Here is a 12,933-nt window from a genome sequence, read left to right as displayed (position 1 = left end):
CCCTGCGCATCAATCAGTCTGTTGACTGCAGGCCATCCAACACCTGCAGCGATAATCCGATCAGCTGCGAAGCTCGCGCTCCGACTCCAGAAGCGATGCCCGGAAGGCATCCCGCGCAAACAGCCTTTCCATATAGCCCATCAGCGGCTTGACCTGCTGTTCGGGCAGATCAACACCCAGTGCCGGCAAACGCCAGAGGATAGGCGCCAGACAGCAGTCCACCAGCGAGAATTCTTCGCTCATGAAAAACGGGATATCTTCAAAAATCGGGCTGATACCGATCAGGCTCTCGCGCAATTCCTTGCGCGCCTGCTCGACTTCCTTTTTGGAACCCGGTGACAGGATACGCTCCACCATGGGGCACCACTCACGCTCGATACGATGCATCCACAGTCGACTTTGAGCACGCGCCACCGGGTAAACCGGCAAAAGTGGCGGATGCGGAAAACGCTCATCCAGGTATTCCATCATGACCTTGGATTCATAAAGAACCAGATCACGATCAATCAGTGTCGGCACACTATTATAGGGGTTGAGGTCGGCCAGCTCCGCCGGACGATGCTCATCGTTGACCTCAATAATGTCAACGGAAATCCCCTTTTCGGCCAGCACGATCCTGACGCGATGGCTGTAATGGTCGTCACTGCCTGTATAGAACGTCATTGACGATCGTTTGGCCACAACACCCATAGAAAGTCCTCACTTTAATGACGAGCTGGATAATAACACGAGAGCACGCCTTTCGGGTTGCCGGATTGGCAACCACAGCGTTCAACAGAGATGCAAAAACTGTCCTGCAGACACAAAAACGCCCGGGGAAAACACCCGGGCATCCTGTGACATGACGTCGAAGCTTAACGCTTGGAGAACTGGGGACGACGACGTGCCTTGCGCAGACCGACCTTCTTGCGCTCGACCATACGCGCATCACGCGTCACATAGCCGGCGGTGCGCAGCGGAGCGCGCAGTTCTTCATTGTATTCCATCAGGGCACGAGTAATGCCGTGACGAATGGCGCCTGCCTGTGCAGAACCGCCGCCACCCTGAACGGTGACAAAAATGTCGAACTGGTTGGTCAGTTCGGTCAACTCAAGCGGCTGGCGCACGACCATCTGAGCGGTCACGCGGCCGAAATATTCGTTGAGTTCACGCTTGTTGACCGTGATCTTGCCATTGCCCGGACGCAGAAAAACGCGTGCGGTAGAGGTCTTGCGGCGGCCTGTGCCGTAGTACTGCTGCTGTGCCATGAAAATGTTCCTTTAGAGATTCAGTGCCTGAGGTTGCTGCGCCGCATGAGGATGCTCACCACCGGCATAAACCTTGAGCTTGGAATACATGGCGCGACCCAGCGGGCCCTTGGGCAGCATTCCCTTGACAGCGATTTCGATAACACGCTCCGGAGCATGATCGATCATCTGCTCGAAGTTCATCGAACGCAGGCCGCCCGGATAACCGGTATGGCGGTAATACTGTTTGGCAAAGGCTTTCTTGCCGGTCACACGGACCTTCTCGGCGTTGACGATGACGATGTAATCGCCGGTATCAACGTGAGGTGTATATTCGGGCTTGTGCTTGCCACGCAGGCGGCGAGCGATCTCGGTAGCCAGTCGACCCAGAGTCTTGTCTGCAGCGTCGATGACATACCAGTCGCGCTGCACGGACTGCGGTTTGGCGCTGAACGTCTTCATGTATGAATCACCATGGTTGTGGCGAGAGCGCTGCTGCTGCCCTGCCAATCCCTATTTTTCTTGGTTGTTGCCCCTGCAGGCAGACACAACAACGATAAGCGAGCGCGCATTGTACAGAGCCAGCGTCCGGCGAACAAGGGGTTAATCACAGTCAGGGCTTGTGAGTCAACGCCAGATAATCGCTTGATTGCATCTCCTGCAGACGCGAGACCGTACGTTCAAACTCGAAGGCCAGCTCACCACCGCTATACAGGGATTCCGGTTCGGCATCCGCCGACATCACCAGCTTGACGGCACGGTCGTAAAACTCATCCACCATGTTGATAAAGCGTCGCGCCTGATCCTCGATCGCGGCCCCCATGACCGGCACATTGGAGATCAGTACGCTGTGGTACTGGCGCGAGAGCTCGATATAGTCATTCTGGCTGCGCGGGCCGTCACACAGTGTCTTGAAGTCAAACCAGACCACCCCCTCATGACAGCGGCGAGCCTTCAGCGCTCGTCCGTTGATGCGCAGCGTATCTTCCTGCCCTGATTCGCCGGCCAGGTGCACAAAGCTCTCCTGCAAGGCGTCGTCAGCGCTGTCATCGGCCGGCGTATGGAAGATTTCCTCGCGCGTCAGGGTGCGCATTCGATAATCGATACCCGCATCGACATTGACCACGTCACAGTGACGATTGAGCAATTCGATGGCAGGCAGGAACCGGTCACGCTGCAGACCGTTTTTATAAAGTTCATCCGGCACGATATTGGAGGTTGTCACCAGCACTACGCCCTGGGCGAACAGGGCATCCAGCAGGTTGCCCAGAATCATGGCATCGGTAATGTCCTTGACGAAAAATTCGTCAAGGCAGATGACCCTGGCCTCTCCGGCAAGCTTTGCCGCCACAAGGGTCAGAGGGTTTTTCTGTCCCTTGTGAACGCCCAGTTCCTTGTGTACGCGCTGCATGAAGCGATGAAAGTGCGTACGCATCTTGTCATCAAAGGGCAGGCTGTCATGAAAGGTATCCACCAGCCATGTCTTGCCTCGACCTACCCCACCCCAGAAATAAAGCCCCTTGATCTCCGGTTCGGCGGGCGCCGTGGGCGCTGACGGGGCACTTTTCTTGCCAAAAAATCCCGACATTTTTGACTTGAGCCCACTATCGGCCGCGGTTGTCGAAGGCTTGGGGCGTGGTCTGCTGGTCAGTGCTTCATAAAGGCGCTGCAGGTGCTCAACCGCCTTCTCCTGAGAGCTGTCATGCTGAAAGCCTTCACGTTCAAGATCCTGCCGGTACTGTTCTCGCGGGGAAAGTCTGGACATGTTATCTGGTGCCTTGCAGAAGATCGGGTACCCATGATTGTACAGCGTGACACGTGCTGATTCGCCCTGCGCAAGGGTGATTTATCAGCGCTGATGGGCACGATTATGTCGTGAGTGAATTGACCCGGACAACATGACGCCTTCTATAATGGCTTATCGCATGGTCACGCCGGTCGTGCGTGCAATCAGCATTGAAGAGGGGAATATTGGTGAACGAAGGCAATATCGATTGGGTAGTCGCCATTGTGGCACTGCTGGCAGGCATCGCGATCGGCGTGTTGATTCGCCATTTCTCGGGCAGCCAGAGAAACACCAGCCAGAAACTCAAGCAGCGACTGGCCGAAACCGAGCTTGAGCTCAAAAAACTGCGCGAGAGCGTGAATACGCATTTTGCCGATGTCACGACGCTTGCACGCAACATCACCCGTCAGAGCGAAGAGCTTCAGGCCCGACTCGATACCGATGCAGGCACCATGGCCAGCGACCCGGCACTCAAGCGCCCCCGCCAGGCCGACGTTGTCGAGGACAGCGAAGAGGACACGAGCTCTCTTCACATTCCTCGCGACTACGCTGACAGCAACGGCACGCTCGATGAGAGTTACGGGCTGCGCCAGAAGCAGGAAGGCGACAGCACGGACCCGCAACCGCCGCGATACTGATCGACCCATGGTCGCCGGACTTCCGGCGGCCGTTACACCGGATTGTCGATATCGACAAAGCGGTGCTCGATGTCATGGCGCTGCGCCAGCCACTCTCCGAGAGCACGAATGCCATCGCGCTCGGTGGCGTGATGGCCGGCCGCATAATAGGTAATCCCCATTTCCCGCGCCAGATGCGTGGTCCGCTCCGAAACCTCTCCGGAAACGAAGGCGTCCATACCGGCCTCTGCAGCCTCAATGATCATGTCCTGCGCACCACCGGTGCACCATGCCAAACGCTCGATGGGCCGATCATGGCCTGAAATCATCAATGGTTTGCGATCAAGACGTTGATGGAGCCGCTCGGCCAGCGCCTGCTGTGAGCACGGTGTCATGTCGCCGTGATACAAAAGCCCCTGCCCCATCTCGCCGTCAAGTACGCCCTGCACCTGCCAGTCCATGCGATTGGCCAGCAGAACGTTATTGCCAAGCGTTGCATGAGCGTCCAGCGGGAGATGCCACGCCACCAGATTAATGCCATGCGCCAACAGCGTGGCAATACGGCGCTGCTTCATGCCAGTAATCGCCACCGGCTCGTTTTTCCAGAAATAGCCATGGTGTACCAGCACCATATCGGCCTGCCAGGCTACCGCTTCATCAAGCAGGTCCTGACTGGCCGTCACACCACTCATGATGCGGGTCACCCGGTCTCGACCCTCAACCTGCAGCCCGTTGACGGTAAAGTCCTTGAAGCGCTCTGGCACAAGCAGCGTCTTCATGTCTTTTAGTAACTCGTTGCGCTCGATCATGTATTTTCTCCCCCCATCGATGTTTGAAAGTGTCCGCCAGCATCAGACATTGCTGACGCCCGGGTGATAAACTCGCTCAACTTTTATACGACATTGTGGCCGGCATGCGAGAAGGCAACGCCTTTGACCCGCATGTCGGATCCGAACAACCTGCAAGTCTGCAGCTCCGGGCTGCCTGTTTCAAAAGGATGTTGTCATGCGCCGATTTCTGGTGCCCCTGATCTGGCCGGTCGTCTGTGGCGTTCTACTGGCGCTGGTACTGCTGGATCACATGCCACAGATCGTTGACAGTGGCGACCGCCCTGCCAGCGATGCCCGGCAGGGTCAGGCCGCTACCGCCCCGACCACCACGCCGGCCCCCACACCGCCCGTGCAGCGCATGCCCCCCGTGACGCGAAACGCCGCACCCCTGCAGCGCGGGTCCGGCACGGCAAGCTACTCCGACGCCGTACAGCATGCCGCCCCCGCGGTGGTCAATGTCTACTCATCACGACTGGTGGAGCGCGATCATCACCCGTTGATGTCTGACCCGTTTTTCGAACAGTTTTTTGGCAACAGCAAGTCCGGGCGCCGGCGCATGCTGTCAAGCCTTGGCTCCGGCGTCATCGTCAGCGATGAGGGTTATATCCTGACCAACAACCACGTCATCAGCGGTGCCGATGAAGTCCAGGTCGCCCTGCGAGATGGGCGTGAGACACTGGCCACCGTGATCGGTACCGATCCGGAGACGGACCTGGCCGTACTCAAGATCGACCTGGACAACCTCCCGGTCATTGATCTTGCCGATGCGACCAACACCCGCGTCGGCGATATTGCCCTGGCCATCGGCAACCCTTTCGGCGTGGGACAGACCGTGACCATGGGGATCATCAGTGCCACCGGCCGCAATCATCTGGGACTGAATGCCTATGAGGACTTCATTCAGACAGACGCGGCCATCAACCCGGGCAACTCGGGCGGCGCACTGGTGAATGCCGAAGGCGCCCTTGTCGGCATCAACACGGCCATCTTTTCCCGCACCGGTGGCTCACAGGGCATCGGGTTCGCCATTCCCACCAATCTGGCACACGGCATCCTCAACGATCTTGTCACTCGCGGGCGCGTGGTCAGGGGATGGCTGGGCATCGAGGCCAGAGAGGTCAGTTCAAGCCTTGCGTCATCACTGGACATCAACGCCCCGCGCGGAGTGGTGGTATCGGATGTCGTGGACGGTGGCCCCGCCGCACAGGCAGGCATCAAGGTAGGCGATCTGATCCTGTCGATGGCCGGCAAGCCGCTGCTGGATGCCCAGACCGCCATGGTGGATATTGCAGAGGTGGAGCCCGGCAAGCAGCTCCCGGTAGAACTTTACCGTAATGGCAAGCGTTTCAAGGTGACTGTCAGCGTGGGCGAACGCCCAAGCCGGCCGGTAACGCCGGTTCAGCCCGAAAGCTGACCGGCGGTCGATAGCTGAAAAACGTCTGGATCAGTGCTTGTCGCTCTCGACACGACTGTTGTTCTCGACACGAGAGTGGCCATCGATACGATTTTCAGCCGAGCGGGCGTGTGCCGTGAGCGACTCGCCTCTGGCCAGCACCGATGCCGTCTGCCCAAGTGTTGAAGCGCCCTGCGGCGAACACTGAATCAGCGATGAGCGCTTCTGGAAGTCATAGACGCCCAGCGGTGAGGAAAATCGTGCCGTCCCCGAGGTGGGAAGAACATGGTTGGGGCCGGCACAGTAATCGCCCAGCGCCTCGGCCGTGTAACGGCCCATGAAGATGGCACCGGCATGGCGAACCTGCTCGGCCAGCCTTTGCGGCTCTTCGACCGAAAGCTCCAGGTGTTCCGGGGCAATGCGGTTGACCAGTGACAGCGCCTGCGCCTCGTCCTCCACCAAAATCAGGGCGCCGCGACGGGACAGCGATGCCCGAATGATCTCGGCGCGCTCGAGTGTCGGCAATAACCGCTCGATGCTTTCTGCCACCGCATCCAGATGCTGTTGATCCCAGCTGATCAGAATGGCCTGGGCATCCTCATCGTGTTCGGCCTGTGAGAAAAGATCCATGGCCAGCCAGTCCGGATCGGTGCCCCCATCGGAGACCACCAGAATTTCCGACGGCCCGGCAATCATGTCGATGCCGACCTGACCGAATACGGCACGCTTGGCCGTGGCCACAAAAATATTGCCCGGCCCCACGATCTTGTCGACCTTCGGAATCGTTTCAGTGCCGTAGGCCAGTGCTGCCACGGCCTGAGCACCGCCAATGGTGAACACCCGACCAACGCCAGCCACATGGGCCGCGGCCAGCACCAGCTCATTGAGCACACCATCCGGGGTCGGCACGACCATGACGATGTCCTTCACGCCGGCCACATGCGCCGGAATAACATTCATCAGCACCGATGATGGATAGGCTGCCTTGCCACCGGGCACATAGACACCGGCCCGGTCCAGTGGCGTCACCTTCTGACCCAGCAGGGTACCATCGGCCTCCTGATAGGACCAGGATTCGGGCTTTTGCCGCTCGTGATAGGCGCGAATACGATCGCCTGCTACCGCCAGCGCCTGGCGCTGCTCTTCCGGCAGCCCCTGCCACGCCTGCTCCAGTCGCTCGGCGCCCAGCGTCAGTGCCGACATGTCCTGAACATCAAGACGATCGAACTGGCGGGTCAAATCGATGACGGCTGCATCACCGCGACTGCGAACGTCCGCAATGATGCGATCGACGCTTTGCTGTATGTCAGCGCTTGAAACGCTTTCCCAGTCCAGCAGCGTGTCCAGCCGGGACACGAAATCCGGCTGGTCTGTCGAAAGTCGATGTATGCTCTGCTTGTCCATTACGCCTGAATGACTCCTTGCCTTCCGGCCATTGCCGGAGAGTAACGTATCGCGCCGGTGACGTGCCCCCCCTGGTGCAACCTGATCGTTGAAAGCCGGTCAGGTTGCAGGACTCAGGACGTCAGGCTGTCCTGGCGACGTTCTGCCACCGCCTGCCCCAGACGCTCGATCAATGGCCCCAGACGCGCATGTTCCACGGTCATGGACGCCTTGTTGACCACCAGCCGCGTACTGATATCGGCAATCAGCTCGCGCGGCGCCATACCGTTGGCGCGCAGGGTATTACCGGTATCCACGATATCGACAATCTCGTCGGCAAGATTCATGAGCGGTGCCAGCTCCATCGCCCCGTAAAGCTTGATGACTTCGGCCTGAATGCCCAGATCCGAGTAATAGCGTCGGGCGATATTGACGAACTTGGTCGCGACACGACGCCGGGCACGCCCGGGCGTGACGCCTTCAATACCCGCAGTCATCAAACGACAGCGGGATATCTCCAGATCCAGCGGCTCATAAAGCCCCTGAGCCCCATGCTCGAGCAGCACATCCTTGCCGGCCACGCCCACATCGGCTGCGCCCATCTGTACGTAGGTCGGCACATCGACAGCGCGCAGGATCACCAGCTTGACGTTCTCGAGACTGGTGTCGAACAGGAGCTTGCGGCTCTTGTCGAGTGGCTCCAGCGGCTCAATGCCGGCAGCAGCCAGCAACGGCAGCGTCTCCTTGAGAATTCGCCCCTTGGAGAGCGCCAGTATCAGCGGTTTACTCATGTGATCTTCAATGGCTGCAAAAATGAATCGGCATGGCGTGTCCCCCCGACGGCCCGTTAACGCGGCACGCGGCGAATACGCGCCCCCATCAGTTGAAGCTTTTCCTCGATGCACTCATAGCCACGATCGATATGGTAGATACGATCCACCACGGTCTCGCCTTCGGCGACCAGGGCGGCAATGACCAGACTGGCCGAGGCACGAAGGTCGGTTGCCATGACCGGAGCACCACTCAAGTGCTCGACGCCGTTCACCAGTGCCGTGTTGCCTTCCAGGGAAATGTCCGCCCCCATGCGGTTGATTTCCTGAACATGCATGAAACGATTTTCAAAAATGGTTTCCACCACGCGGCCGCTGCCTTCGGCGACGGCATTGAGCGCCACGAACTGGGCCTGCATATCGGTCGGAAAGGCGGGATACGGGGCCGTGCGGATGTTGACAGCCTTCGGCCTGCGACCATGCATGTCCAGAGAGATCCAGCCGTCACCGGTTTCGATCTCGGCGCCGGCCTCTTCCAGCTTGAGCAGCACCGCTTCCATGGTATCGGCGCGGGCATTGCGCACCCGAACCCTGCCACGGGTAGCCGCAGCCGCGACCAGGAAAGTACCGGTTTCGATGCGGTCAGGCATGACATCGTAGCGACAGCCATGCAGACGCTTGACGCCATCAATAACAATGGTGCTGCTGCCATGGCCGCTGATGTTCGCCCCCATGGCAATCAGGCACTCGGCCAGATCCACGATTTCCGGTTCACGAGCGGCGTTTTCCAAAACGGTACGGCCATGGGCCAGGGTGGCGGCCATCAGAAGATTTTCCGTGCCCGTGACCGTGACCGTGTCCAGCACGATATGCGCGCCTTTCAGACCGCCGGGCGCTCTGGCACGAATATAGCCGGCTTCCACCCGAATATCGGCGCCCATGGCCTGCAGGCCACGAATGTGAAGATCGACCGGACGCGAACCGATGGCGCAACCACCCGGCAGCGAGACATCGGCAGTGCCAAAATGCGCCAGCAACGGGCCCAGCACCAGAATCGAGGCCCGCATCTTCTTGACCAGATCATAGGGGGCATGACAGTCCTTGACGCGACCATCCAGCTGGATGCTCATCTTCTCACCCATGATGGGCTCTACCCCCATGCGCCCGAGCAGCTCAAGCGTGGTGGTAATGTCCTGCAGATGCGGCAAGTTGCCAATGATAACCGGCTCATCGGCCAGCAATGTGGCGGCAAGAATGGGCAGGGCCGAATTCTTCGCGCCCGAGGTCCAGACTTCGCCGGACAGCGGCCGACCACCGCTGATAATCAGTTTATCCATTCACCAGACTTCCAAGGCAATCAGGCACGATCTGAATCAGGAGACGCAGCGGCCCGCTGAGCCGGCGTCATGGTCCTGATGCTAATGGCATGCAGCGCGCCGCTGGCAATCTCTTCGGAAAGCGCGGCGTAAATGAGCTGCTGACGCTTGACAGGTGTCATGCCTTCAAAGACATCACCAATGGCGGTGACCTGAAAGTTGCACCCTTCTCCCTGAACCTCAAACACACATGATTCGACGCGCGCCTCAAGCAGACGCTTGACCTCATCAGGCTGCATGATGACTCCTTTACTGGTTTGTTGGTCGCCAATGGTAAATGAAAAGCACGACCCCGCGCGAATGGACATAAAAAAAAGCGGCGTCAGTGACGCCGCTTTTCAATAACAGAACCCGCAGGCTCAGAACCTCATGTCTCATCGGCCGCGGCAAATGAGGTTTCATGAGCCGGAAACACATCGCCAAGTTCGGCCATTTCGATCAGCTCGCGCATGCTGTCGGAAAGCGTAATGCGATCGACTTCCAGCTTTTTTGCCTGCGCAACGCGCAACCATTCAAGCAGCACCGAGATGGTCGCGCTGCTGGTTCGGCTGACACCACACAGATTGAAGGAGACCTGAGTGCCATCGTATCCCTTCAGCCAGTCGATACCGGCGGTCGCCAGATCCGATGCATTGTCAAAGCCCGGGGCGCCTTTCAGATAAAGGGCGGCATCACGGGCTTCAAGCGTGACGACATCATCACCGTAGAGCGTTTCGCTCATCAGTCCTTTGCCTTTTGATTGTCCCCGTCGCCGTCTTCAAGATCGACATCGGGCGACCAGCCATTAATGACAGCATCAAAGTCACGATTGTTGGAACGCATGGCCTGATCGAACTGGTTGCGGAAGGTCAGGCCCAGGTTGATGCCATTGACCACCACATTGATCACTTTCCAGTTGCCGTCGCGGTCACGCAGGGTATAGGAGACCGGATAGCGTTCGCCATTGGACGCGATCACTTCCATATCGACGCTGGCCTGATTCTCGTAGCGCTGATTCTGGTTATTATCCAGAACACGCACGTCCTTGTAGTCAAACGTCACCAGCCCCTGCGCATAGGTGTCGATCAACGTCTGCTTGAAGACGCGGGCAAACTGACTGCGCTGCTCGGGACTGGCTGCCTGAAAATACTTGCCCATGACACTGGCCGAGGCATAGCGCCAGTCAACGATGGGATCGATATTCTGCTCGACCACGCTTTTCAGCTCATCAGGATGATTGCGATAGCGGTCCTGATTGTTGTCGAGCTTTGACATCAGCTTGTCAACGCTTTGACTGACCACCTCGTGCGGAGACTGATTGGCCGCCTGAGCAGACAGAACGCCCATACCGAGCATGGCGGCTACCAGCACGCCAACATAGCGGGAGACCCTTTTCATCTACTGCACCTCCTGATTATACAAATTGCACCAGCGCCGCCATGATCTCTCGGCGCCTGTCATTCGGGTTATTTGGACATGTTCGAGACGAACTGCTGAATCAGCTCTTCCAGCACCAGGGCCGACTGCGTATCGCGAATGGTGCCGCCATCCTTGATCATTTCAGGCGCGCCGCCGGTCGAAAGGCCGATGTATTTCTCGCCCAGAAGTCCCGCTGTCAGGATAGACGCCGTGGAGTCTTCCGACAGTTTTTCACCCACATCACTGTCGATCTCCATGGTCACACGCCCTTCAAGCCACTGCGGGTCCAGCTCGATATTGGTGATACGGCCAACCGTTACCCCCGCCATCGTGACCCGTGAGCGCTCCTTCAAACCACCGATGTTGCTGAAGTTCGCATACACCGTGAAGTTCTGTTCAGCCTGCCCTGGAGCAAACCCACTTACCTGTAGACCCAGAAAAACGAGCCCCAGAAATCCGGCCAGTACAAAGGCACCGACACCGGCTTCAAGCCACTTAGAGCGCTTCATTAGAATTCTCCAAACATCAGCGCAGTCAAAATGAAATCCAGCCCCAGTACGGCCAGCGAACCAAATACCACTGTTCGGGTCGTGGCACGTGAAATCCCCTCGGAGGTCGGTACGAGATCGTAACCCTGAAAAACGGCGATCCATGTCACGACGATGCCAAAGACCACGCTTTTCAACATGCCATTCACGACATCATCCATGAAAATCACGCTGCCCTGCATATTGCCCCAGAACGAGCCCTGATCAACGCCCAGCCAGTCCACACCGACGAGATAGCCGCCCATGATGCCGATGACGCTGAAAAACACGGTCAGTATCGGCATGGACAGGAATCCGGCCCATAGTCGCGGCGAAATGACACGGCGCAGCGGATCGACGCCGATCATCTCCATGCTGGAGAGCTGCTCGGTGGCCTTCATGAGGCCGATTTCAGCCGTCAGAGCCGAACCGGCACGTCCGGCAAACAAAAGCGCCGTCACGACAGGCGCAAGCTCTCGCAAAAGCGACAGTGCCACCATCTGACCCAGCGCTTCATCAGCCCCAAATCCGGACAGCACCAGATAGCCCTGCAGCGCAATGACCATCCCGATGAAAAGGCCCGACACGGCGATGATGGGCAGAGACATGACGCCGACAAAGTACATCTGTCGAAGCCAGAGTCTGGCGCCTTCGAGTCGGGGCAGATGACACAGGGCCTGAACCAGAAAGATGGCACTGCGCCCGAGTGACTCAAGCGTATTCAGGGTCTTGCGGCCCAGAAATATCAACGGTGACATCAAGACACCTCCGAGGGCGCAAGAATATCCTCATAAAAATTCTTCGAAGGATAATGAAAGGGCACCGGCCCATCAGGCTCGCCTCGAATGAACTGGCTGACCCGGGGGTCCTGAGCCTCGCGCAGGGACGCCGGAGATCCGCTGGCCATCACACGGCCATCGGCAATGACATAGACATGATCGGCAATCGACAGCGTCTCCTTGATATCATGGGAGACCACGATGGCGGTCATGTTGAAGGCACTGTTGAGTCGGCGAATCAGCGTGACCAGCACCCCCATCGAGATGGGATCCTGACCGACAAAGGGCTCATCGTACATGATCAGATCCGGATCCAAGGCAATGGCACGTGCCAGCGCCACACGCCTTGTCATGCCGCCTGAAAGCTCGGCGGGCATCAGATCACGGGCGCCACGAAGACCCACTGCCTGCAGCTTGATCAGCACCAGATCACGGATCATGTGCTCGGGCAGGTCAGTGTGGACCCGTATCGGAAAGGCCACGTTTTCAAACACGCTCAGATCCGAAAACAGCGCCCCGCTTTGAAACAGCATGCCCATGCGACGCCGCATTCGAAACAGCGCCTGCCGGGAAAGTCGATGCACATTGTCCTCACCGACATGCACACTGCCCGAATCGGGCGTGAGCTGTCCGGCGATCAGCTTGAGCAGGGTTGTCTTGCCAGTGCCACTGGGTCCCATGATGGCCGTAATGCGCCCTTTTGGGATCTCCAGATCAACGCCCGAAAAAATGGGTCTGCCAGCTCGCGAGAAATGCAGGTTCTCGACGCTGACCAGTGTTGAGTCGGACATACAACTCCTGAATGAACACAAAAGGATATGGAGTTAGCGAACATCGTATCCGAATTA

Annotated in this window: 16 protein-coding genes; 2 read left to right on the top strand and 14 right to left on the bottom strand. The window is 58.3% G+C overall.

Annotated features, from left to right (window positions below; genetic code table 11):
* Positions 1-60 precede the first annotated feature (60 nt).
* The 4 genes from sspA to zapE all read right to left on the bottom strand — a co-directional run bounded on the left by sspA (position 61) and on the right by zapE (position 2,991).
* Positions 61-690 (bottom strand): stringent starvation protein SspA, encoded by a 630-nt coding sequence (gene sspA / locus ACUN8C_RS06500; RefSeq protein ID WP_108843838.1) that lies wholly within the window; start codon positions 688-690, stop codon positions 61-63.
* A gap of 164 nt (positions 691-854) precedes the next feature.
* Positions 855-1,247, bottom strand: coding sequence for a 30S ribosomal protein S9 (gene rpsI / locus ACUN8C_RS06495; protein WP_445621435.1), 393 nt, complete (start codon positions 1,245-1,247; stop codon positions 855-857).
* A 12-nt stretch (positions 1,248-1,259) separates the two neighbouring features.
* Positions 1,260-1,688: a 50S ribosomal protein L13 gene (gene rplM / locus ACUN8C_RS06490; RefSeq protein WP_108843840.1), complete on the bottom strand. Its 429-nt coding sequence runs from the start codon at positions 1,686-1,688 to the stop codon at positions 1,260-1,262.
* A gap of 151 nt (positions 1,689-1,839) precedes the next feature.
* Positions 1,840-2,991: a cell division protein ZapE gene (gene zapE / locus ACUN8C_RS06485; protein ID WP_445621434.1), complete on the bottom strand. Its 1,152-nt coding sequence runs from the start codon at positions 2,989-2,991 to the stop codon at positions 1,840-1,842.
* A 209-nt stretch (positions 2,992-3,200) separates the two neighbouring features.
* Here zapE and ACUN8C_RS06480 point away from each other — a divergent pair, with 209 nt between their 5' ends.
* Complete coding sequence (locus ACUN8C_RS06480) at positions 3,201-3,650, top strand: YhcB family protein (protein ID WP_445621433.1); 450 nt, start codon at positions 3,201-3,203, stop codon at positions 3,648-3,650.
* Between the two features lie 32 nt (positions 3,651-3,682).
* Here ACUN8C_RS06480 and ACUN8C_RS06475 read toward each other — a convergent pair whose 3' ends face one another.
* The gene (locus ACUN8C_RS06475) at positions 3,683-4,438 is read right to left on the bottom strand and encodes a Nif3-like dinuclear metal center hexameric protein (RefSeq protein ID WP_445621432.1); all 756 of its coding nucleotides are present in this window, start codon (positions 4,436-4,438) and stop codon (positions 3,683-3,685) included.
* Between the two features lie 196 nt (positions 4,439-4,634).
* On the opposite strand from ACUN8C_RS06475, the gene ACUN8C_RS06470 reads away from it, so the two are divergent.
* A complete protein-coding gene (locus tag ACUN8C_RS06470; RefSeq protein WP_445621431.1) occupies positions 4,635-5,873 on the top strand; it encodes a Do family serine endopeptidase in 1,239 nt (412 codons plus the stop codon).
* Between the two features lie 30 nt (positions 5,874-5,903).
* Here the strand turns inward: ACUN8C_RS06470 and hisD are convergent, their stop codons facing one another.
* The 9 genes from hisD to ACUN8C_RS06425 form a co-directional block, all read right to left on the bottom strand.
* Complete coding sequence (gene hisD / locus ACUN8C_RS06465) at positions 5,904-7,256, bottom strand: histidinol dehydrogenase (RefSeq protein WP_445621430.1); 1,353 nt, start codon at positions 7,254-7,256, stop codon at positions 5,904-5,906.
* Positions 7,257-7,369: 113 nt separating this feature from the next.
* Complete coding sequence (gene hisG / locus ACUN8C_RS06460) at positions 7,370-8,026, bottom strand: ATP phosphoribosyltransferase (RefSeq protein ID WP_108843846.1); 657 nt, start codon at positions 8,024-8,026, stop codon at positions 7,370-7,372.
* 56 nt (positions 8,027-8,082) lie between these two features.
* Entirely contained in the window at positions 8,083-9,342 is a 1,260-nt protein-coding gene (gene murA, locus ACUN8C_RS06455; RefSeq protein WP_108843847.1) for a UDP-N-acetylglucosamine 1-carboxyvinyltransferase, read from the bottom strand.
* A 20-nt stretch (positions 9,343-9,362) separates the two neighbouring features.
* Positions 9,363-9,620: a BolA family protein gene (locus tag ACUN8C_RS06450; RefSeq protein ID WP_445621429.1), complete on the bottom strand. Its 258-nt coding sequence runs from the start codon at positions 9,618-9,620 to the stop codon at positions 9,363-9,365.
* A 128-nt stretch (positions 9,621-9,748) separates the two neighbouring features.
* A complete protein-coding gene (locus ACUN8C_RS06445; protein ID WP_445621428.1) occupies positions 9,749-10,102 on the bottom strand; it encodes an STAS domain-containing protein in 354 nt (117 codons plus the stop codon).
* Positions 10,102-10,758 (bottom strand): MlaC/ttg2D family ABC transporter substrate-binding protein, encoded by a 657-nt coding sequence (locus ACUN8C_RS06440; RefSeq protein ID WP_445621427.1) that lies wholly within the window; start codon positions 10,756-10,758, stop codon positions 10,102-10,104. The genes ACUN8C_RS06445 and ACUN8C_RS06440 overlap by 1 nt, the downstream gene beginning before the upstream one ends.
* Positions 10,759-10,826: 68 nt before the next feature.
* A complete protein-coding gene (gene mlaD, locus ACUN8C_RS06435; protein ID WP_445621426.1) occupies positions 10,827-11,288 on the bottom strand; it encodes an outer membrane lipid asymmetry maintenance protein MlaD in 462 nt (153 codons plus the stop codon).
* Positions 11,288-12,064 carry a lipid asymmetry maintenance ABC transporter permease subunit MlaE gene (gene mlaE, locus ACUN8C_RS06430; protein ID WP_445621425.1) on the bottom strand — a complete coding sequence of 259 codons (777 nt, stop codon included), beginning with the start codon at positions 12,062-12,064 and terminating at the stop codon, positions 11,288-11,290. The genes mlaD and mlaE overlap by 1 nt, the downstream gene beginning before the upstream one ends.
* Positions 12,064-12,876, bottom strand: coding sequence for an ABC transporter ATP-binding protein (locus ACUN8C_RS06425; RefSeq protein ID WP_445621424.1), 813 nt, complete (start codon positions 12,874-12,876; stop codon positions 12,064-12,066). The genes mlaE and ACUN8C_RS06425 overlap by 1 nt, the downstream gene beginning before the upstream one ends.
* Between the last annotated feature and the right edge of the window lie 57 nt (positions 12,877-12,933).

The sequence above is a fragment of the Kushneria sp. Sum13 genome (assembly GCF_052692355.1).
This window is presented reverse-complemented; position numbering and strand designations above follow the sequence as displayed.

What these genes read in the sequence shown, in the direction of transcription:
- sspA (WP_108843838.1), bottom strand. Translation starts at nt 690, where the DNA reads ATGGGTGTTGTGGCCAAACGATCGTCAATGACGTTCTATACAGGCAGT.
- ACUN8C_RS06440 (WP_445621427.1), bottom strand. Translation starts at nt 10,758, where the DNA reads ATGAAAAGGGTCTCCCGCTATGTTGGCGTGCTGGTAGCCGCCATGCTC.
- zapE (WP_445621434.1), bottom strand. Translation starts at nt 2,991, where the DNA reads ATGTCCAGACTTTCCCCGCGAGAACAGTACCGGCAGGATCTTGAACGT.
- ACUN8C_RS06425 (WP_445621424.1), bottom strand. Translation starts at nt 12,876, where the DNA reads ATGTCCGACTCAACACTGGTCAGCGTCGAGAACCTGCATTTCTCGCGA.
- ACUN8C_RS06450 (WP_445621429.1), bottom strand. Translation starts at nt 9,620, where the DNA reads ATGCAGCCTGATGAGGTCAAGCGTCTGCTTGAGGCGCGCGTCGAATCA.
- ACUN8C_RS06475 (WP_445621432.1), bottom strand. Translation starts at nt 4,438, where the DNA reads ATGATCGAGCGCAACGAGTTACTAAAAGACATGAAGACGCTGCTTGTG.
- hisG (WP_108843846.1), bottom strand. Translation starts at nt 8,026, where the DNA reads ATGAGTAAACCGCTGATACTGGCGCTCTCCAAGGGGCGAATTCTCAAG.
- mlaE (WP_445621425.1), bottom strand. Translation starts at nt 12,064, where the DNA reads ATGTCACCGTTGATATTTCTGGGCCGCAAGACCCTGAATACGCTTGAG.
- ACUN8C_RS06470 (WP_445621431.1), top strand. Translation starts at nt 4,635, where the DNA reads ATGCGCCGATTTCTGGTGCCCCTGATCTGGCCGGTCGTCTGTGGCGTT.
- rpsI (WP_445621435.1), bottom strand. Translation starts at nt 1,247, where the DNA reads ATGGCACAGCAGCAGTACTACGGCACAGGCCGCCGCAAGACCTCTACC.
- rplM (WP_108843840.1), bottom strand. Translation starts at nt 1,688, where the DNA reads ATGAAGACGTTCAGCGCCAAACCGCAGTCCGTGCAGCGCGACTGGTAT.
- ACUN8C_RS06445 (WP_445621428.1), bottom strand. Translation starts at nt 10,102, where the DNA reads ATGAGCGAAACGCTCTACGGTGATGATGTCGTCACGCTTGAAGCCCGT.
- hisD (WP_445621430.1), bottom strand. Translation starts at nt 7,256, where the DNA reads ATGGACAAGCAGAGCATACATCGACTTTCGACAGACCAGCCGGATTTC.
- murA (WP_108843847.1), bottom strand. Translation starts at nt 9,342, where the DNA reads ATGGATAAACTGATTATCAGCGGTGGTCGGCCGCTGTCCGGCGAAGTC.
- mlaD (WP_445621426.1), bottom strand. Translation starts at nt 11,288, where the DNA reads ATGAAGCGCTCTAAGTGGCTTGAAGCCGGTGTCGGTGCCTTTGTACTG.